Raw genomic sequence first — 17,197 nt, 5'->3', positions numbered from 1 at the left:
GTGCCGGTCCAGTGGTTCCAGGCCGGCCGGGCGGCACAGCGACGGCGACCACGTGCGTAGGTGCCTGGCTGAGGTCCGACCGAGCCGCAGGAGGTCGGGGTAGGTGGTTCTGGCGAGGCAGAAAAGGTTGTGCAGGAGGTCGGCGGTCAGGGTCCGCAGCGCGGGGCGCCGCAGTTCCTCCGGCGCTGTTCGCTCGATGGCTCGCAGGGCGGCGCAGGTGCGGGGCCGTTGCCGATCCGGTGCCACATCCGTCCGCTGTCGGTCAGGAACCGTGCGGTCCTCCCGGCGGTGGGGAGCCGGGCGGGGTCGATGCGGCGGGCGTAGGTGATTCCTTCGTCGGGGGTGCGTGCGGTCAGGAGCAGCACGGTGGCTGCGTCGAGTACGGCCGGAGGTGAGTCGCCGCGGTGACTTTCGGCGTGGGCGAGCGCGGTGCGGGCGAGGAACTGAGCGGCGTCGGCGCCCCGTCCGGCGCGGCGCATGGTGAGGGCGGTCATGCGGGCCACTGCGGCAGTCACCTGAGGGTCGCCGGAGGCGCGGGCGGCGGTGAGAGCACGGTCGGAAGTGGTCCATGCCACGGGTGAGTGGTACTTGATGGCGAGTTCGGTGGCGAGGACGGAGGCCAGGCAACTGCGGCGTGCGCCCGGTCGCGGACCCAGGACGGCCTGGAGGCCGTGGCTCATCCCCTCTCCGGTGTGACCGCCCTCCAGGTCCTCAGCGGCACGTCCCGCCCCCGGGGCCCGGTCAGCGGGTCCTCGTCATCGGCGCGTCCGGCGGCGTGGGAACGTACGCCGTCCGGCTTGCCGCGGTGTACGGCGCCGAGGTCACCGGCGTCTGCGGCCCCGCGGGCGCGGACCTCGTCCGGTCCCTGGGTGCCGCCCACGTCATCGACCACACCCGCGAGGACATCACCGACGGCCGGCACCGCTATGACGTCGTCGTCGACAACGCGGGACTGCGGCCGGCCGCTGCCCGTAATCCGCCGGGCCCTCACACCACGGCACTCTCGTCGTCGTCGGCGAGGGCGGGAGCGGCTTCCCCGGCGGGATGAGCCGCGGCCTCCAGACCGTCCTGCTCTCCCCCTTCATCACCCAGAACCTCCGCGATCTCGTCTCCCGCGGCCGTCCGCCACCTGAGGCAGGGTCACCCCCGGGGCAAGCTCGTCGTCACCATCTGACAAGCGTTCAACACGTGCACGCATCGATCACGTTGCGTCTGTTCCCATGAGAAGCCGACGGGTGTCGGATGGTCGGAGGGCCTCACCTTCTCCGCTGCCCCGGGCATCGGCTCACGGTGTCCGCAAGACCCCCTCCCTCGGAAGCCGGAGAAGGACGAATCCACGACAAGGGCCCTCGATACGGAGGCTGAGATGCGTTTTCGCAATCGCACACGCCGATTCATCGGGAAGCCGGTCCGCACTCATGACGAACTGCCGGTGCCGCTGCCCTTCCCCGACGGCTGGTTCTATCTGGGCATGTCTCGCGAGTGGACACCGGGATCCGTCCGCACCCTGACCTTCGCGGGGGAGGAGGTCGTCGTCTACCGCACCCGACGCGGCACGCTCTGCGCCACCCGTCCGTACTGTCCGCACATGGGTGCGCATCTGGGTGTCGGCGGCGCCGTCGAGGGCGAGTATCTGGTGTGCCCCTTCCACCGCTTCGGCTTCGCCACGGACGGCGAGTGTGCGCGGACCCCCTATGGATCGCCGCCCAAGGCCAGGCTGGACACGCTTCCCGTCCGGGAGATCTCCGGCATGGTCTGGATCTGGCGCCATCACACCGGTGAACCGCCCTCCTGGGAGCTGCCCGACATGGGCATCGCCGGCGGGCACGCGCCCCTGAGCCGCTCGATCGAGGTGGCGGGCCAGGCACAGGACGTGTTGGAGAACGGGATCGACTACGGGCACCTCGTCGAGCTCCACGGCGTCCGAGTCCAGAACCCGGTCACGAAATTCGCGCCCGGCAGCCCCTTCTTCGATGTGAGCTTCCGACTGACCCGCAAGTTCCCCCTGCTGGGCACCACCGAACAGGACTTCCAAATGCGGGGCATCGGTGTCTCCGCGTACTACGGCGAAATCGTCCTGGCGCGCTACGGCCTGCGTACCATCAGCTGGTCCCTGTGTACGCCCACCGAACCCGGCCGCTTCCGGTTCACCTTGGTCAACGTCTCCTCCCTCGACGGGCCACGATGGCTGCCCGGCCCGCTGCGACGCCTCGGCGCGCGTGCCGTCAGCCATGCCGCGCTCCGGTCCGGCGTCAAGGACACCACCATCGACCTGTACATCTGGAACCACCGACGCTTCCTGCATCATCCCAAGCTCAACCAGGAGGACGGACCCATCGGACCCTTCCGGCTCTGGTCCCGCCAGTTCTATCCGCCCTTGGCCGTGGACGCGGCCGGAGACGTGGCCGGAGACGCCCCGGCCACGGCCTCGAAGCGGATCCCGCCCCCGCCGCCCCGGAACATCGTGCCGCGGGTGACGACAGAGACCTGAGGTCCGTGCGGTCGTCGGGTCAGCAGCCGCTCATCCTGACAAAGCGTTTCGATGCGAGGTGCCACAGGATGCTTCCGCTGATCATCTCGCGGCGACGATTTCCCGACGGCCGTCGTAGGCGCCGCCGTGTTCACCGTCATACCGGTGATGTGCCGTGCAGTGCGCCGCGCGGCGCGGGGTGTGCCCGGCAGGGTGTCGACCACCTCGGTGATCAAGGGCAGCACGCCGTGAGTTCATCGGCGGGCGGCGCCGCCTCTCAGCCGAGCAGCGGACGCTCCACCCGGCTGATCGGCTCCCGGTCCGCGGCACCGACATCGGCACCACCGACTGGATCTGGACCGTACGCCGGCAGACCACCCCCGCGCCCGGCGGACTCGTCGACATCCGGCCCCTCGTCGCCGAACGCATCCTCACCGCAGGCCCCAACCCGGACGCCCGGCTCTTCACTGGACCGCGCGGCGGACGGATCTCCACCGCAGTCCTGCGCGATGCCACCCACTGGGACGAAGTCGTCACCGCGCTCGGCCTCGAACACCTACGACGCCACGATCTGCGCCACACCGGACTCACCTGGTTCGCCGACGCCGGAGTCCCCGCTCATGTGCTGCGCAAGATCGCCGGGCCCGGATCCCGCTCACCACCCAGCGTTACTCCACCCCGACATGTCCCAGATCACCGGCGCCGGGACCGCCCTCACAGCCCACCTCAACCCGTCCGCCCGCCCCTCAGCCTGACCGTTCGGCCCGTCCCCGGAAGGCGCCGCCAGACCGTGTGGTCCACAAAGGGTCCCCAAGAACGACGGAAAGGCGGTACCGGATTTCTCCGATACCGCCTGCGACCTGCGAAAACGCTGGTCGGGACGACAGGATTTGAACCTGCGACCCCTTGACCCCCAGTCAAGTGCGCTACCAAGCTGCGCCACGTCCCGATGCGCGTCCCGCGTGGAGGCGGTGAGGTGGGGAAACGCGCGGGACGTACATTACCCCACGCCCCGGGGCGGGCCGTCGCGGACAATCGTCCTATGGACCATCGCAGCGAGATCGACGGGCGGCGGGACCGGGACAGTGAGGGCCGGGCCCGTAGTGCCCGGCCGCGGGACGGGCTGGGGCGGCCGTTGCCGTACGGGGCGACGGGGGTGGCTCGGCAGCCCGAGGGGATCGTGCGGACGCCGGAGGACACGGTGCTGGAGGCGCAGGCGCTGCTGGACGCGGGGCGGCCGTTCCACGCGCACGAGGTGTTCGAGGACGCGTGGAAGGCGCGGCCGGGCGAGGAGCGCGGGCTGTGGCGCGGGCTCGCACAGCTCGCCGTGGGGCTGACGCACGCGGCGCGCGGGAATCCGACGGGCGGGGCGCGGCTGTTGCGGCGGGGGGCGGGCGCGGTCGAGGAGTGGGCGGCGGAGTCGGGGCGGGCGCGGCCGTACGGGATGGATCTCGGCGGGCTGGTGCGCTGGGCGCGGGACCTGGCGGCCGAGGTGGCGCGGGACGCGGCGAAGGTGGACGCGGTGGTGCGGGCGCCCCGGCTGCGCGGGCGGTGACCCGGAGCGCTGCGGGGCGGGGGTGGCGGCGGGCGCGTTGTCAGTGGCGTACGGCAGACTCGACGGTGTGCGAGAGATTCATGTCATCGGTATCGGCGCGGGCGACCCGGAGCAGCTCACCCTTCAGGCGGTGCGGGCGCTGCGGAGCACGGATGTGTTCTTCCTGCTCGACAAGGGCGAGGTGAAGTCGGATCTGACCGGGCTGCGCCGGGAGATGCTGGCGGCGCACATACCCGAGGGCACCTACCGGATCGTCGAGGCGCGCGATCCGGAGCGCGACCGTGCGGCGGGCGGTACGCGGTATTCGCCGGCCGTGGAGGACTGGCGCAGCGCGCGGGCCGCGTTGTACGAGCGGCTGATCGCCGAGGAACTGGGCGAGGACGAGCGCGGGGCGTTCCTGGTGTGGGGGGATCCCGCGTTGTACGACAGCACGCTCGGGATCCTTGAGGAGGTGCTGGCGCGGGGCGCGGTGGCCTTCGGGTACGACGTGGTGCCCGGGATCAGCAGTGTCTCGGCGCTGGTCGCCCGGCATCGCACCGGGCTGAACAGAGTGGCGCGGCCGGTGCAGATCACCACGGGGCGGCGGCTCGCCGAGGGTTTCCCGGAGGGTGTGGACGACGTGGTGGTGATGCTCGACGCCCACCAGGTGTTCCGGACGTACGCGGACCAGGACATCGACATCTACTGGGGCGCGTACATCGGCACCCCGGACGAGATCCTCGACTCGGGCCCGATCGCCGAGGCGGCACCGCGCATCGAGCGGGTGCGGGCCGAGGCCCGGGAGCGCAAGGGCTGGATCATGGACACCTATCTGCTGCGGCGCCGAAGAGCGGACGGCTGACCGGCGCGGAGGCGCCGGACGTCCGGTCCGCGGTACCCCTGCGGTCACGGACCACGGCACCCGCCCGTCCCGGCCCACGGCACCCGCGCGGTCGGTCCTGACATGCGGGGACGGGCGGGTGGTGTGATCGTGGCTCAGTGACAGTCGCCGAGGAGATCGCCCCGCCCGCGGCCCAGCCGCCCGTTCTCGACAGACGCCGGCGCAATGTCGTCTTCGTGACGATCATGCTCGGGGTGCTGCTGGCGGCACTGGACCAGACGATCGTGGGCACGGCGCTGCCGACGATCGTCTCGGACCTGGGCGGTGCCGAGCACATGTCGTGGGTGGTCACGTCGTATCTGCTCGCGGAGACCGTGGCGACCGTGCTGGTCGGCAAGTTCGGCGACCTGTTCGGGCGCAAGGTGGTCTTCCAGGTCTCGGCGATCGTCTTCATCACCGGCTCGTTCCTGTGCGGTCTGGCGTCCAACATGACGCTGCTGATCGTGTGGCGCGGCATGCAGGGCGTCGGCGCGGGCGGGCTGATGGTGACGGCGATGGCGCTGATCGCCGACGTCATCCCGCTGCGGGAGCGCGGCAAGTACCAGGGCGCGATCGGGGCGGTGTTCGGGGTGGCCACGGTCATCGGGCCGCTGCTCGGCGGGCTGTTCACCGACCATCTGACCTGGCGCTGGGCGTTCTACGTCAACGTGCCGATCGCGATCGCCGTGGTCGTCGCGGCGGCCCGGACGATCCCGGTGGTGAAGTCGGCGTCCCGGCCGATCATCGACTATCTCGGCATCGGGTTCGTCGCGGTCGGCGCCAGCGCGCTGATCCTGGGGACGAGTTGGGGCGGCAACGAGTACGCGTGGGGCTCCCCCGTGATCATCGGGCTGTTCGTGGGCGGGGTGGTGGCGCTCGGCCTGTTCTGCTGGGTGGAGACCCGGGCGGCCGAACCGATGCTGCCGATGCGGCTGTTCGGCAACCCGGTGTTCACGGTGTGCTCGGTGCTCAGCTTCATCGTCGGTTTCGCGATGCTCGGCGCGATGACATACCTGCCGACGTATCTCCAGTACGTCGACGGCGACTCGGCGACGATCTCCGGGGTCCGTACGCTCCCCATGGTGTTCGGGCTGCTGATCGCGTCGGTGTTCAGCGGCAATGTGGTCAGCCAGACCGGCAGCTACCGGCTGTTCCCGATCGCCGGCTCGCTGGTGATGGGCGCCGGCCTGTATCTGATGTCCCTGATGGGGCCGGACACCGGGGTCTGGCTGGAGTCGCTGTACATGTTCGTGCTGGGCACCGGCATCGGCCTGGGCATGCAGGTACTGACCATCGTCGTGCAGAACACCGTTGTGTACGCCGATCTGGGCACCGCCACCTCCGGGGTCACCTTCTTCCGGACCCTGGGCAGTTCCTTCGGCACGGCCGTGTTCGGCACGATCTACACCAACTCGCTCACCCCCAACCTCCGGGACGGCATCACCTCGGCCGTTGCCACCGGGGCCGCCGATCCACAAACGATCACCCGTGCGGCGACCAGCCCCGAGGGCCTGCACCGGCTGCCCGCCGAGGCGGCGGCACCGATCATCCACGCGTACGCCGAGACCCTCCAGACCGTCTTCCGGTGGACCGTGCCGATCGCGGCCGTGGGCTTCGTGGTCGCCCTGTTCCTCAAACAGGTCCCGCTCCGCGACAGCTCACGGCTGTCCTCCACCGACATGGGTGACGCCTTCGCCCAGCCGCACGGCCCCGACTCCCAGCGGGTTCTGGAGGGATCCGTCGGCCGGATCCTCGGCACCACCGACCTGGACACCGCACGGCGGCTGGTGCGTGACTCCGACACCCGGCTCGACCCGGCGGGCGCGTGGGCGGTGATGCAGGTCGAACTGTTCACCCGCCTCGTGGGCCACGCCAGCCTGGGCCTGATCGCGGCCCGCCGCCATATGCCGCCGGAAGTCCTGCTGCCGGTCTTCGACCGTATGGTCCAGGAGGGCTATCTCACCCGCGACGGCTCCCTTCTCTCCCACACCGAGGCCGGTGCCCGCGAGGCCCGTGTGATCACCGACGCGTGGGCCGCCTGGCTGGAACGACGCGTCGAGCAGGACATCGGCCGCCCCTCGGGCAAGGACCTACGCGCCGCGGTGGACACCATCGCCAAACGCCTGTTGGTGGAGGACCTGAGCCAGGTACTCCCCACGCCCACCATCAACCCAACCCCGGACACGGCTCCGGCCTGACCTGCACCAACGAGGGCCCGCGCCCACCGCAGGGCAATTCGGCGAGGACACGACCAACTCCCACCCCAGCCCCCCCAGGGGCGCGGGGAACTGCGCGACCAGCCACAACGCACCCGCACCCGAACAAGCCCCCCAGCCCACCCCTCGCCCCCTCACCCGATCCCAGGTTCACCCCGCACAGCCCACCCCCTCAAGCCACCCCACCACCCCCGCCACATCACCCACGACCACCCCCACCCCCACCGGCAGCGCAGGCCGCTCGACCACCACCACCGGCAACCCGGCCTCCCGCGCAGCGACCAGCTTCGCCGAGGTAGCCCCACCCCCACTGTCCTTCGTCACCACCACGTCGATGCGATACGCCCGCAGCAGCGCACGCTCGTCCGCCACACCGAACGGCCCCCGCCCCAGCACCACCTCGGTGTGCAGCGGCATCGGCGGCTCAGGCGCCTCCACCGACCGCACCACGAATTCATTGCCGTCGAGAGCGGCGAACGCGGCGAGCCCCAGCCGCCCGGTGGTGAGCAGCACCCGGCGCCCGAGGGACGGAACGACCGACGCCGCGGCGGCGAGCGAGGGAACCCGGTGCCACCGATCCCCCGGCACCGACCGCCACCCGGGACGCCGCAGCACGACAAGGGGCACGCCGGTGGCGGACGCGGCCCGCACCGCATGTCCCGTGATCCGCTCGGCGAACGGATGCGTGGCGTCGACCACCGCGTCCACCGCCTGCTCCCGCAGCCACCCGGCGAGCCCGTCGGCCCCGCCGAACCCACCGATCCGCAGCTCCCCCGCCACCGCCCCCGGCCGGGCCACCCGCCCGGCCAGCGAGGTCGTCACCCGCACCCCCGGCCGCCCGGCGAGCAGCGCGGCCAGTTCACGCGCCTCGGTGGTGCCGCCGAGGACGAGGAGGTGCGGGGAGGTGCGGGACATGGGCCGAGCGTACGGGGCGGGTCCGGTCCGGTCACCGGAGCAGCAGCTGAACCCCGCCGATCACCGTCGCCGCGATCACGAGTTGTTCAAACATTCGCTGGTTGATCCTGTTCACAGCCCATCTGCCGAGCAACGCGCCCGGCAGCACGAACACCACCAGCGCCGCGTCCAGCAGCAGCGACCGCGCGTCGATCAACCCCAGCCCCACGCTGAACGGCACCTTGGACACATTCACGATCAGGAAGAAGAACGCCGATGTCCCCAGGAAGCCCAGCTTCCGGAAGCCCGCCGACAGCAGATACATCGACATCACCGGTCCCCCGGCGTTGGCGACCATCGTGGTGAAGCCGCCGAGCACCCCGTACGACCGCGCCTTCACCCGCCCCGACCGCGTCACGATCTCGTCCGGGTCGGCCTCCCGCGCGCTCTCCTGGCGGCGCCGCCACACCGTGACGGCCGCCATCAGCAGCAGGATCGCGCCGATCGAGGTCCGCACCTGGGCGTCGTCCGCCCACAGCAGGAACACGGTGCCGAGCACCACCCCCGCCCCGACCGCCGGGAACAGCCGCCACAGCGTGGGCCAGTGGGCGTGCCGCCGGTAGACGAGGACCGCGAGCACATCACCGGCGATGAGCACCGGCAGCAGGATCCCGGTGGACTCGCGGGCGGGCAGCACCGCGGCGAAGACCGCGAGGCTGACCGTGTTGGCCCCGCTCACCGCGGTCTTGGAGAAGCCGACGAGCAGCGCGGCGAAAGCGAGCGCCGCGAACCCCCCACCGGATATGTGCCAGAGCGTCATCGTGTCCATGCCGACACCGATGCTAGGTCCACGCAACTGCCCCCCGTAAAGTCCGACGTAAGGAGTGACTTGTCACACGGCCCCGCCGACGGCCGCCCCACACTCTCACCCACCGCCCCGCACAGCCCCGCCGATACACGTACCCCTCCCCGTCCCCTCCCCGTCCCCTCCCCGTCGACGCGTGGCCGAAGACCGACTCCGATCGACCCCCGCCGCCGTGCCAGACTGCCTCGGACACCTGAGTGACACCCCGACGGACATCCGGCCGGACTCCCAGCGCGGAGGTGTCGTACGGCGCTGGGCAGCACCCGAAGGCCGGGAAAAGAGGAGCGCCCTGTGACCGGGACCGAGCCGACCGGCCCGCTGATCGACACGACCAGGCCGCACCCTGCGCGGGTGTACGACTGGTTCCTCGGCGGCAAGGACAACTACCCGGTCGACGAGGAACTCGGCCACCGGATCATGTCCATCGACACCGGCGCCCCGCGCGCGGCCCGCAGCAACCGCTGGTTCATGCAGCGGGCGACCCGGCTGCTGGCGCGGCAGGAGGGAATCAGCCAGTTCCTGGACATCGGCTCCGGGATACCCACCGAGCCCAACCTCCATCAGCTCGCCCAGGCAGTGACGCCCGAGGCCCGGATCGTGTACGTCGACAACGACCCGATCGTCCTGGCGCACGCCGCCGCACTGCTGCGCGGCACCCCCGAGGGCAGGACGGACTACGTCCAGGCCGACGCCCGCAGCGCGCGCACGATCATCGAACAGGCCGCGCGCGTCCTGGACTTCGACCGCCCCGTCGCGCTGTCCCTGATCGCGCTGCTGCATTTCATCGCCGACGAGGACGGCGCCCACGACCTGGTGGGCACCCTGGTCGGCGCGCTCGCGCCGGGCAGTTTCCTGGTGCTGTCCGCGCTGACGGCCGACTTCGAGCCGGAGAACGTACAGCGCGGCATAGAGGCGTACACGGCGGGCGGGGTCACCCTGGTCGCACGCTCGCAGGGCGAGTTCGGCGGGTTCTTCAAGGGGCTCGACCTGGTGACGCCGGGGGTCGTGGCACTGCCCGACTGGCACCCCGAACTGGCCGAGGACGAGTCGGACATCGGGGACGGCCCGGTGTCCCTGTACGGCGCGGTCGGCCGCAAGCCCTGACGCCCGAGGCCCGCAGAGCCCCGCCACCGGGCACCCCACGTCACGCCGTCCGGCTCACTCTCCTTGCGCCACGCCCGGCAGCCCCAGCACCCGGCCGATCGTCCGCAGCACCCCGTTGTCGTTGTTCGACGGGGCCACATGGCGGGCCCGCGCCAGGATGTCGGGGTGGGCGTTGGCCATGGCGAAGGACCAGTCGGCGGTGTCGAGCAGTTCCAGGTCGTTGAGGTAGTCGCCGAAGACCATGGTCTGTGCGGGTGTGATGCCCAGCTCGCGCTGGAGCCGGCGGACGGCGGCGCCCTTGTCGGCGGTGCGGTTCATGACGTCGACCCAGTGCGCGCCGGAGACCACGACCTGGTGGGTTCCGGCGAAGGGTGCCAGCGCCGGTGCGGTGGTCCGTTCGACGGCGTCGAAGTCGAAGAGGGCGACCTTGAGGATGTCGTCGTCCACGGCGGTGACGTCCTCGACGACGCGGTGCTGGACGTAGTACTTGCGCACCTCGGCGAGGAACGGCTCGTCGGCCCGCTCCACATAGGCGGACCGCTTGCCGCAGACGACGGCGCCGGCATCGGCGCCGGACGCCACCAGTTCCCGTACCGTGCGCACGATCCGCGCGGCGACGCCGGGGGTGAGCGGGTCGGAGCTGACCTCGACGCCGTCGCGGACCACGTACGTACCGTTCTCGGCGATGAAGACCATGCCGTCGCGGGCGCGGGCGAACTCACGGGCGAGGGTGGCGTACTGGCGTCCGCTGGCCGGGCTGAACAGCACCCCGCGCTCGCGCAGCAGGTCCAGGACGGTCCACAGCTGCGGCGGCATCCGCTTGGCGTCGTCCAGCAGCGTGCCGTCCATGTCGGTGACGATCAGCCGGATGTCGGCGGGACGCCCCGCGTCCTCGGGGGCGGTGGGCAGCGGCCAGGTCGCGCGGGAGAGGGGCATGGACCGTTTCCTGTGGGGCGCCGGGGACACGGCCCGGGGCTGCGGATGAACAGGCGTTCGCTGGACATGTCGATCTATGGATATGTGGAGGTGCGGCTATACCGCCATATGGCCATACAGCCATACAGCCATGTGGTCATACGGCCGTCCAGCCTACCCGGCTTGCCCGTCGCCGCCCGCGCCCTCGCCCCCGCCCGGCGAGACGCTCGTCCCATTTCCGGGACAGCCGATCATGGGCAGTGCACAATGACGGCGACACCGGCCGGGGTGCGGCGGCCCCCGCGGCGAGGAGGACGGACGACGTGAGCGAGAGCCCGACCCCGGCGGACAGACCGGCGGAGCCGAGGACGCCGGTGGCCCACAGCGCGCGGGTCTGGAACTACTGGGCCGGCGGCCGGGACAACTACGAGGTGGACGAGCGGGTCGGCGAGCGGGTCGCCGCGATGTTCCCGGTGATCCGTGACGTCGCCCACGCCAACCGGGCCTTCCTCGCCCGCGCGGTGGGGTTTCTCGCCGGGGAGTGCGGGATGCGCCAGTTCCTGGACATCGGCATCGGGCTGCCGACCGTCGAGAACACCCATGAGATCGCCCAGCGCGTCGCCCCCGACGCACGGATCGTGTACGTCGACAACGACCCGGTGGTGCTGATGTACGCCCGCGCCCTGCTGACCGGCACCAGCGAGGGGGCGACGGACTACATCGACGCGGATGTGCGCGACCCGGAGGCGGTCGTCGAACGGGCCGCGAAGACCCTGGACCTCGACCGGCCGGTGGCCGTGCTGATGCTGGGCATACTGAACTTCGTCCAGGACACCGGTGAGGCCCGGGACATCGTGCGCCGGACGATGGCGGCGCTCCCGTCCGGCAGCCATCTGGTGCTGACCCACCCCACCGACGATCCCGCCCTGGGCGGCGAGGGCCAGCGCGCGGCGATGACGTACTGGAACGAGCACGCCGGGCCCCCGATCACCGCCCGTGGCCGGGCCGAGACCGCATCCCTGTTCGACGGGCTGGATCTCCTCGAACCCGGTCTGGTGTCGTGTTCGGCGTGGCGGCCGGACGGCCAAGCCTCGGCCGTGGTACCGCAGTTCGGAGCGGTGGCCGTGAAGCCCTGACCCCGGCGCCGCCCGGACCGCGCACCACGCTGGAGGACACATGACCGCCGTCGCCCCCCTCGACGAGCTTGCCGATCCCGTGCCCGGTGGCCGTGCCGGGGAGGTGGAGCGGGCGACCGCGCTGGGCGCGGAGCTGGCCGGGCGCGGGGTGCACGGCATCGTCCTCGCCTACGTCGACACCGCCGGGGTCTGCCGGGTGAAGACGGTCCCGGCGGCCAAGCTGGCCACGGCGGTGGCGTGGGGCGTCGGGATGTCGCCGGTGTTCGACACGTTCCTCGCGGACGACTCGATCGTCACCACCGACGTGCTGGGCTCCCCGGACGGCGATCTGCGGCTCTACCCCGACCTGGACCAGCTGACCGTGCTGGCGGCGCAGCCCGGCTGGGCGTGGGCGCCGGTGGACCGGAGCACCCAGGACGGCGAGCCGCACCCCGGCTGCTCCCGCACCTTCCTGCGCCACCTGGTGGCCCGGGCGGGGCGCGAGCACGGGCTGGACTTCCGCGCGGGCATCGAGATCGAGTGGGCGGTGGCTCTGGCGGACGTGCCGGACGACGGTTTCGTACCGGCCACGACCGCCCCGGCGTACAGCGCGACCCGGCAGGTCGAGCTGAGCGACTACGCGGCACAGCTGCTGGCCGTGTGCGCGGCGCAGGGGCTGGACGTGGACCAGTTCCATCCCGAGTACGCGGCCGGGCAGTTCGAGCTGTCGATCGCGCCGCTGGACCCGGTGGCGGCGGCCGACCGCAGTGTGCTGGTGCGGCAGACCGTGCGGGCGGTGGCCCAGCGGCACGGCCTGAGGGTGTCCTTCGCCCCGGCCGTGCGCGCCGAGGGCGTCGGCAACGGCGGCCATCTGCACCTCTCCGCCTGGCGCGACGGCGTGAACCTGCACACGGGCGGTGACCGCCGGCACGGCATGACGGCCACCGCCGAGTCCTTCGCGGCCGGGGTCCTCGCCCACCTCCCCGCGCTGACCGCCGTCACCGCGCCCAGCCCGGCGAGCTATCTGCGGCTGAAGCCCTCCCAGTGGGCCGGGGTGTTCACGGCCTGGGGCCTGGAGACGCGGGAGGCGGGCTTGCGGGTGATCCGGGGCACCGCGGGGCTGCGCGGCCGGTCCGCGAATCTGGAGGTCAAGCCGGTCGACCTGGCCGCCAACCCGTATCTCGCCCTCGGCTGCGCGATCGGCTCCGGGCTGGACGGGATCGGCTCGGGCGCCACGCTGCCGGAGGAGATCACCGGCGACCCGGCCCGGCTGGACGCCGCCGAGGCCAAGGCCAGGGAGGTGCGCAGGCTGCCGGTGTCGCTGGCGGAGGCGGTGACGGAGTTCCGGGCCGACGACGTGCTGCGGGGCGTCCTGGGCCCGGTCCTCGCGGACGCGGTGACCGCCGTACGGCAGGGGGAGATCGCGGCCGTCGCCGGGCTCGACGACGAGCGGGTGGCCGCCGCCTACCGGTGGAAGTACTGAGATGCCGAAGGTGCGCGAGGCGCTGGACGCGCTGTGGCTGGTGGACCATCACTGCCACGGCGTGGTGACCGGTGCCCTGAGTCCGGAGGGCTTCGAGGGCCTGCTCGGCGAGGGCGAGCCCGCCCCGGGGATCTCCCTGTTCGACACCCCGGCCGGTACCGCCGTACGCCGCCACTGCGCCCCCTTTCTCGACCTCCCCGCCCACGCCCCGCCCGCCGACTATCTGCGGCGCCGGTCCGAGCTGGGCCCCGACGAGGTCAACCGGCGCTTTCTGGCCGCCGCCCGCACGGATGTGTTCTGCGTCGACACCGGCTTCGCGGCCGACCGGCTGACCCCGCCGGACGCGCTGGCCGGGGCGGCGGGCCGGGGGGCGGTGGCGTACGAGGTGGTACGGCTGGAGAGCCTCGCGGAGCGGGTCGCGGCCGGTGGGGTGGAGGCGGGCGAGTACGCCGACGCCGTACGGTCCGCCGCGCGGGCGGCGGTGGGGCGGCCCGGGGTGGTCGCGGTGAAGTCGGTGGCCGCGTACCGCACCGGTTTCGACCTCGACCCCCGGCGCCCGGACGACCGGGCGGTCACCGAGGCGGCCCGGACCTGGCTGGAAACGGGCGGCCGGCTGGCGGACCCGGTGCTCGTCCGGCATCTGCTGTGGACGGCCGTCGAGCTGGGGCTGCCGCTCCAGCTGCACACCGGGTTCGGGGACGCCGACCTGCGGCTGCAGCACGCCGACCCCGCCCTGCTGACCGACTGGCTGCGGCTGACGGCCGGCACGATCCCGGTCCTGCTCCTGCACTGCTGGCCCTACCAGCGGCAGGCCGGCTATCTCGCCGCCGTGTTCCCCCACGTGTACCTCGATGTGGGCCTCACCCTGCACCATGTGGGGCCGGTACGCGCGCGGGCGGTGCTGGAGGAGGCGCTGGAGATCACCCCGTACCAAAAACTGCTGCATAGCTCCGACGCCTTCGGGCTCGCGGAGTTCTATCACCTCGGCGCGCTCGCCTTCCGGCGCGGGCTCGCCGAGCTGCTCCAGGACCGCGTGGACGCGGGCGAAATGGCCCTGGCGGACGCGCTGCGGGTCGCCGAGTGGGCGGGCCGGGAGAACGCTCGAAGGATCTACCGGATTTCCGACGACAACTGAAAGTATGATCTAGCAATGTCTGACATGACCGAGACCACGCCCGGCTGGCTGCCCTCCGACGAGCTGGAAGCGGCCCGTGCCCGGATGCCGATCCTGTACGTCGACGCGGTGCCGGTGCGTGTCGACGACAGCGGCGAGGTCACCAGCATCGGCCTGCTGCTGCGGATCGGACCGGACGGCACGGTCAGCCGCACCCTGGTCTCCGGCCGGGTGCTGCACCACGAGCGGGTACGGGACGCGCTGCTGCGCCACCTGGAGAAGGACCTCGGCCCGGTGGCCCTGCCCCGCATCCCGGCCTCCCTCCAGCCCTTCACCGTCGCCGAGTACTTCCCGACCCAGGGCATCACGCCGTACCACGACCCGCGGCAGCACGCCGTGTCGCTGGCGTACGTCGTCCCGGTCACCGGCGACTGCCGGCCCCGGCAGGACGCCCTCGACCTGGTGTGGTTCAGCCCGCAGGAGGCGCTGTCCGAGGCCGTGCACAGCGAGATGCCGGGCGGCCACAGCGCGCTGCTGCGGCAGGCGCTGGCGCATGTCGGGGTGGCGCCGTAGAGGGGCGGCGACCGACCCCCGCCCCCCGGCCGTCGGTGGCGCGCGGCAGGTGAGCGGTGTGCGGGTGGCTGCGCGGTTCACGGTGCGGGGTTCGCGGTGGTTTCTCCGGTTACGGTGGCCTCGCGTACGGTGACCGAAAATCGCCCCCGCGTACCCCCGTACCCACGCCTCCCGGGAGAACCGTCATGAGCCTGAGCATCCGTAACCAGCTGCCCGGCACCGTCACGTCCGTCACGCCCGGCGAGGCCATGGCGACCGTGAAGGTGCGGCTCGCGGGCGGTCAGGATCTGACCGCCGCCATCACCGCGGAGGCGGTCACCGACCTCGGCCTCGTGTCCGGGAGCGGGGTGCGCGCCCTGATCAAGTCCACCGAGGTCGCCCTCGCCACCGGCCCGGTCCAGGGGCTGTCGATCCGCAATCAGCTGCCGGGCACGGTGAGCGAGATCGCCGAGGGCGCCGCCATGGCGTCCGTGAAGGTGACCGTGGCGGGCGGCGAGCTGACGGCCGCCGTGACCAGGGACGCCGTCGACGATCTGGGGCTGCGCTCCGGCTCGTCGGTCGTGGCGCTCATCAAGGCCACGGAGGTGTCGCTGGCGGCGGGCTGAGGCCCCCGGCACGCGCCTCGCCCGCCTCCGTCACGCCCCCCGCAGGGCGCCCAGCACCTCCGCGCAGATGGCCAGGGCCGTCTCCGCCGGGGTGCCCGCGCCCAGGTCGAGGCCGATCGGGCCGTGCACCCGGGTGAGCAGTTCGTTGCTCACCCCGGCCTCCCGGAGCGCGGCGGTGCGGCGGGCCTGGGTGCGGCGGGAGCCCAGCGCGCCGACGTAGGGCACGCCGGTGCCCAGGGCGTGGCGCAGGACGGGGACATCGACGTCGGGCTCATGGCTGAGGACGATCAGACAGGCGGCGCCCGGCCGGTCGGCGATCAGTTTCCGCACGTCCTGCGCGGTGTGCGCCCCGCTCACCCGCCAGTCCAGCAGCGCGGCCTGCGCGGTGAGCAGTTCGGCCAGTTCACCGCCTCCGGCGATGATCAGATGCGGAACGGCCGGGCACACCTCGATCAGCACCGGCCCGCCCTCGGCGGCGAGCGTCTCCCGTCCGGCGCGACGGCGGTGCAGCAGCCGACGGGCCTGGCGGACGGCCTCGGGCGACGGTACGCCGTCACCCTCGTCGCCCTCGTATCCGACGAGCGGGCCGGGTTCCCCCGCCGCGACGACCGTGCCGGTGGCCCGGGTGCGTGTCTCGTCCAGCCGGGTGACCAGGGCGGCGTCCGCCCCTTCGGCCAGCAGCTGCCACCAGCGCGCGGGGACGCCGGTCAGCGGCTGGAGCAGTACCTCCGCCTGTCCCCCACAGGTCAGCCGGGCCTCGGCGACCTGCTCGCCGTGCACCTCGACCGCGCACACGCGCGCGTTGCCGCCCTCCGCGAGCAGCGCGGTGGCCTCCTCGGCGAGCCGCGCGTCGAACGCGCCCCGGTAGAGCGTCCCGTACGGGATTCCCGCCGCGTCGATCAGGAGCGCGTCGGACGGGCGGCGGGGCCCGAAGCCCTGTTCGGTCAGCGGCCGGGCGAGCACCCCGGCCCGTCCCTCGGTGGCCCATCGCCGAGCCGTCTCGGCCAACTCGCGCATGTTCACGCCCCTTCTCGCCGTCCGGCGGGCAGTCTGGTGCCTTGGATTCTAATGACCTCGGGATATCCCCCGTTTCGCTGACGAATTGGTCAAAGGGCGACAAATATCGCTGACCCATGGATTACCGATTCGCCCAGGTCACGTCCGGTGGGACCAAGATTCTCTGGACGACGTACAAAGCTCGAACAACTTCTTTTCTTGAACCCTTCGCGTCTGAGCGGATAGGTTGGGCGTCGTGACCGCAGCCCAGCCCCCGACACCCGCCGAGGAGCTGCGCGGAACCGGCCCCATGGGGAGGCCGTCCCGCGGCACCGGCATCGGGGGGGCCGGCCCCGGGGGCCCCCCCCCCCCCCCGGGGGGCGGACCCCCGCCGAGCCCCCCGGGGGGGGGGGGGCGCGCCCCCCGGGGCCCC

At 72.4% G+C, this 17,197-nt stretch carries 17 protein-coding genes and 1 tRNA gene; 11 read left to right on the top strand and 7 right to left on the bottom strand.

Annotated elements, in window-relative coordinates:
- Window positions 1–146 precede the first annotated feature (146 nt).
- A complete protein-coding gene (locus ACFRFC_RS07745; RefSeq protein ID WP_382687101.1) occupies window positions 147–680 on the bottom strand; it encodes a hypothetical protein in 534 nt (177 codons plus the stop codon).
- Between the two features lie 95 nt (window positions 681–775).
- Between ACFRFC_RS07745 and ACFRFC_RS07740 the strand changes: the two genes are divergently transcribed.
- The gene (locus ACFRFC_RS07740; RefSeq protein WP_382687098.1) at window positions 776–1,048 is read left to right on the top strand and encodes a zinc-binding dehydrogenase; all 273 of its coding nucleotides are present in this window, start codon (window positions 776–778) and stop codon (window positions 1,046–1,048) included.
- A 318-nt stretch (window positions 1,049–1,366) separates the two neighbouring features.
- Complete coding sequence (locus ACFRFC_RS07735) at window positions 1,367–2,491, top strand: Rieske 2Fe-2S domain-containing protein (protein WP_382687095.1); 1,125 nt, start codon at window positions 1,367–1,369, stop codon at window positions 2,489–2,491.
- 256 nt (window positions 2,492–2,747) lie between these two features.
- Here the strand turns inward: ACFRFC_RS07735 and ACFRFC_RS07730 are convergent, their stop codons facing one another.
- Together ACFRFC_RS07730 and ACFRFC_RS07725 are read right to left on the bottom strand one after the other, a co-directional pair.
- Complete coding sequence (locus tag ACFRFC_RS07730) at window positions 2,748–3,026, bottom strand: hypothetical protein (RefSeq protein ID WP_382687092.1); 279 nt, start codon at window positions 3,024–3,026, stop codon at window positions 2,748–2,750.
- Between the two features lie 316 nt (window positions 3,027–3,342).
- Window positions 3,343–3,419 (bottom strand) — tRNA-Pro (locus ACFRFC_RS07725).
- A gap of 93 nt (window positions 3,420–3,512) precedes the next feature.
- Between ACFRFC_RS07725 and ACFRFC_RS07720 the strand changes: the two genes are divergently transcribed.
- The 3 genes from ACFRFC_RS07720 (at window position 3,513) to ACFRFC_RS07710 (ending at window position 7,082) form a co-directional block, all read left to right on the top strand.
- A complete protein-coding gene (locus ACFRFC_RS07720) occupies window positions 3,513–4,025 on the top strand; it encodes a DUF309 domain-containing protein (protein ID WP_382687089.1) in 513 nt (170 codons plus the stop codon).
- Window positions 4,026–4,092: 67 nt separating this feature from the next.
- Window positions 4,093–4,866 carry a precorrin-6A synthase (deacetylating) gene (gene cobF, locus ACFRFC_RS07715; protein ID WP_382687087.1) on the top strand — a complete coding sequence of 258 codons (774 nt, stop codon included), beginning with the start codon at window positions 4,093–4,095 and terminating at the stop codon, window positions 4,864–4,866.
- Between the two features lie 137 nt (window positions 4,867–5,003).
- Window positions 5,004–7,082 carry an MDR family MFS transporter gene (locus tag ACFRFC_RS07710; protein WP_382687084.1) on the top strand — a complete coding sequence of 693 codons (2,079 nt, stop codon included), beginning with the start codon at window positions 5,004–5,006 and terminating at the stop codon, window positions 7,080–7,082.
- A gap of 168 nt (window positions 7,083–7,250) precedes the next feature.
- On the opposite strand, the gene ACFRFC_RS07705 is transcribed toward ACFRFC_RS07710, so the two are convergent.
- Window positions 7,251–8,015 (bottom strand): cobalt-precorrin-6A reductase, encoded by a 765-nt coding sequence (locus ACFRFC_RS07705; RefSeq protein WP_382687082.1) that lies wholly within the window; start codon window positions 8,013–8,015, stop codon window positions 7,251–7,253.
- Between the two features lie 31 nt (window positions 8,016–8,046).
- Entirely contained in the window at window positions 8,047–8,823 is a 777-nt protein-coding gene (locus tag ACFRFC_RS07700) for a sulfite exporter TauE/SafE family protein (RefSeq protein WP_382687079.1), read from the bottom strand.
- Window positions 8,824–9,150: 327 nt separating this feature from the next.
- On the opposite strand from ACFRFC_RS07700, the gene ACFRFC_RS07695 reads away from it, so the two are divergent.
- Window positions 9,151–9,963: an SAM-dependent methyltransferase gene (locus tag ACFRFC_RS07695; RefSeq protein ID WP_382687076.1), complete on the top strand. Its 813-nt coding sequence runs from the start codon at window positions 9,151–9,153 to the stop codon at window positions 9,961–9,963.
- Between the two features lie 54 nt (window positions 9,964–10,017).
- Here ACFRFC_RS07695 and ACFRFC_RS07690 read toward each other — a convergent pair whose 3' ends face one another.
- Window positions 10,018–10,899: a Cof-type HAD-IIB family hydrolase gene (locus tag ACFRFC_RS07690; protein ID WP_382687073.1), complete on the bottom strand. Its 882-nt coding sequence runs from the start codon at window positions 10,897–10,899 to the stop codon at window positions 10,018–10,020.
- Window positions 10,900–11,201: 302 nt separating this feature from the next.
- Here ACFRFC_RS07690 and ACFRFC_RS07685 point away from each other — a divergent pair, with 302 nt between their 5' ends.
- The 5 genes from ACFRFC_RS07685 to ACFRFC_RS07665 all read left to right on the top strand — a co-directional run bounded on the left by ACFRFC_RS07685 (window position 11,202) and on the right by ACFRFC_RS07665 (window position 15,768).
- Window positions 11,202–12,014: an SAM-dependent methyltransferase gene (locus ACFRFC_RS07685; protein WP_382687071.1), complete on the top strand. Its 813-nt coding sequence runs from the start codon at window positions 11,202–11,204 to the stop codon at window positions 12,012–12,014.
- Window positions 12,015–12,054: 40 nt separating this feature from the next.
- Window positions 12,055–13,476: a glutamine synthetase family protein gene (locus tag ACFRFC_RS07680; protein WP_382687068.1), complete on the top strand. Its 1,422-nt coding sequence runs from the start codon at window positions 12,055–12,057 to the stop codon at window positions 13,474–13,476.
- Between the two features lies 1 nt (window position 13,477).
- Window positions 13,478–14,611, top strand: coding sequence for an amidohydrolase family protein (locus ACFRFC_RS07675; protein WP_382687066.1), 1,134 nt, complete (start codon window positions 13,478–13,480; stop codon window positions 14,609–14,611).
- 15 nt (window positions 14,612–14,626) lie between these two features.
- Window positions 14,627–15,163, top strand: a complete 537-nt coding sequence (locus tag ACFRFC_RS07670; protein WP_382687064.1) for an NUDIX hydrolase family protein — start codon at window positions 14,627–14,629, stop codon at window positions 15,161–15,163.
- Between the two features lie 185 nt (window positions 15,164–15,348).
- A complete protein-coding gene (locus tag ACFRFC_RS07665) occupies window positions 15,349–15,768 on the top strand; it encodes a molybdopterin-binding protein (protein WP_382687063.1) in 420 nt (139 codons plus the stop codon).
- Between the two features lie 30 nt (window positions 15,769–15,798).
- Here ACFRFC_RS07665 and ACFRFC_RS07660 read toward each other — a convergent pair whose 3' ends face one another.
- On the bottom strand, window positions 15,799–16,785 hold the full coding sequence (locus ACFRFC_RS07660) for an XdhC family protein (RefSeq protein ID WP_382687061.1): 987 nt from the start codon (window positions 16,783–16,785) through the stop codon (window positions 15,799–15,801).
- Window positions 16,786–17,197: the final 412 nt, after the last annotated feature.

The sequence above is a fragment of the Streptomyces sp. NPDC056734 genome, from assembly GCF_042790455.1.
Taxonomy (GTDB): Bacteria; Actinomycetota; Actinomycetes; order Streptomycetales; family Streptomycetaceae; genus Streptomyces.
This window is presented reverse-complemented; position numbering and strand designations above follow the sequence as displayed.

Coding starts and splice junctions, on each gene's coding strand:
- ACFRFC_RS07670 (WP_382687064.1), top strand. CDS start 14,627: ATGTCTGACATGACCGAGACCACGCCCGGCTGGCTGCCCTCCGACGAG.
- ACFRFC_RS07700 (WP_382687079.1), bottom strand. CDS start 8,823: ATGGACACGATGACGCTCTGGCACATATCCGGTGGGGGGTTCGCGGCG.
- ACFRFC_RS07660 (WP_382687061.1), bottom strand. CDS start 16,785: ATGCGCGAGTTGGCCGAGACGGCTCGGCGATGGGCCACCGAGGGACGG.
- ACFRFC_RS07680 (WP_382687068.1), top strand. CDS start 12,055: ATGACCGCCGTCGCCCCCCTCGACGAGCTTGCCGATCCCGTGCCCGGT.
- ACFRFC_RS07675 (WP_382687066.1), top strand. CDS start 13,478: ATGCCGAAGGTGCGCGAGGCGCTGGACGCGCTGTGGCTGGTGGACCAT.
- ACFRFC_RS07720 (WP_382687089.1), top strand. CDS start 3,513: ATGGACCATCGCAGCGAGATCGACGGGCGGCGGGACCGGGACAGTGAG.
- ACFRFC_RS07705 (WP_382687082.1), bottom strand. CDS start 8,015: ATGTCCCGCACCTCCCCGCACCTCCTCGTCCTCGGCGGCACCACCGAG.
- ACFRFC_RS07690 (WP_382687073.1), bottom strand. CDS start 10,899: ATGCCCCTCTCCCGCGCGACCTGGCCGCTGCCCACCGCCCCCGAGGAC.
- ACFRFC_RS07665 (WP_382687063.1), top strand. CDS start 15,349: ATGAGCCTGAGCATCCGTAACCAGCTGCCCGGCACCGTCACGTCCGTC.
- ACFRFC_RS07735 (WP_382687095.1), top strand. CDS start 1,367: ATGCGTTTTCGCAATCGCACACGCCGATTCATCGGGAAGCCGGTCCGC.
- ACFRFC_RS07745 (WP_382687101.1), bottom strand. CDS start 680: ATGAGCCACGGCCTCCAGGCCGTCCTGGGTCCGCGACCGGGCGCACGC.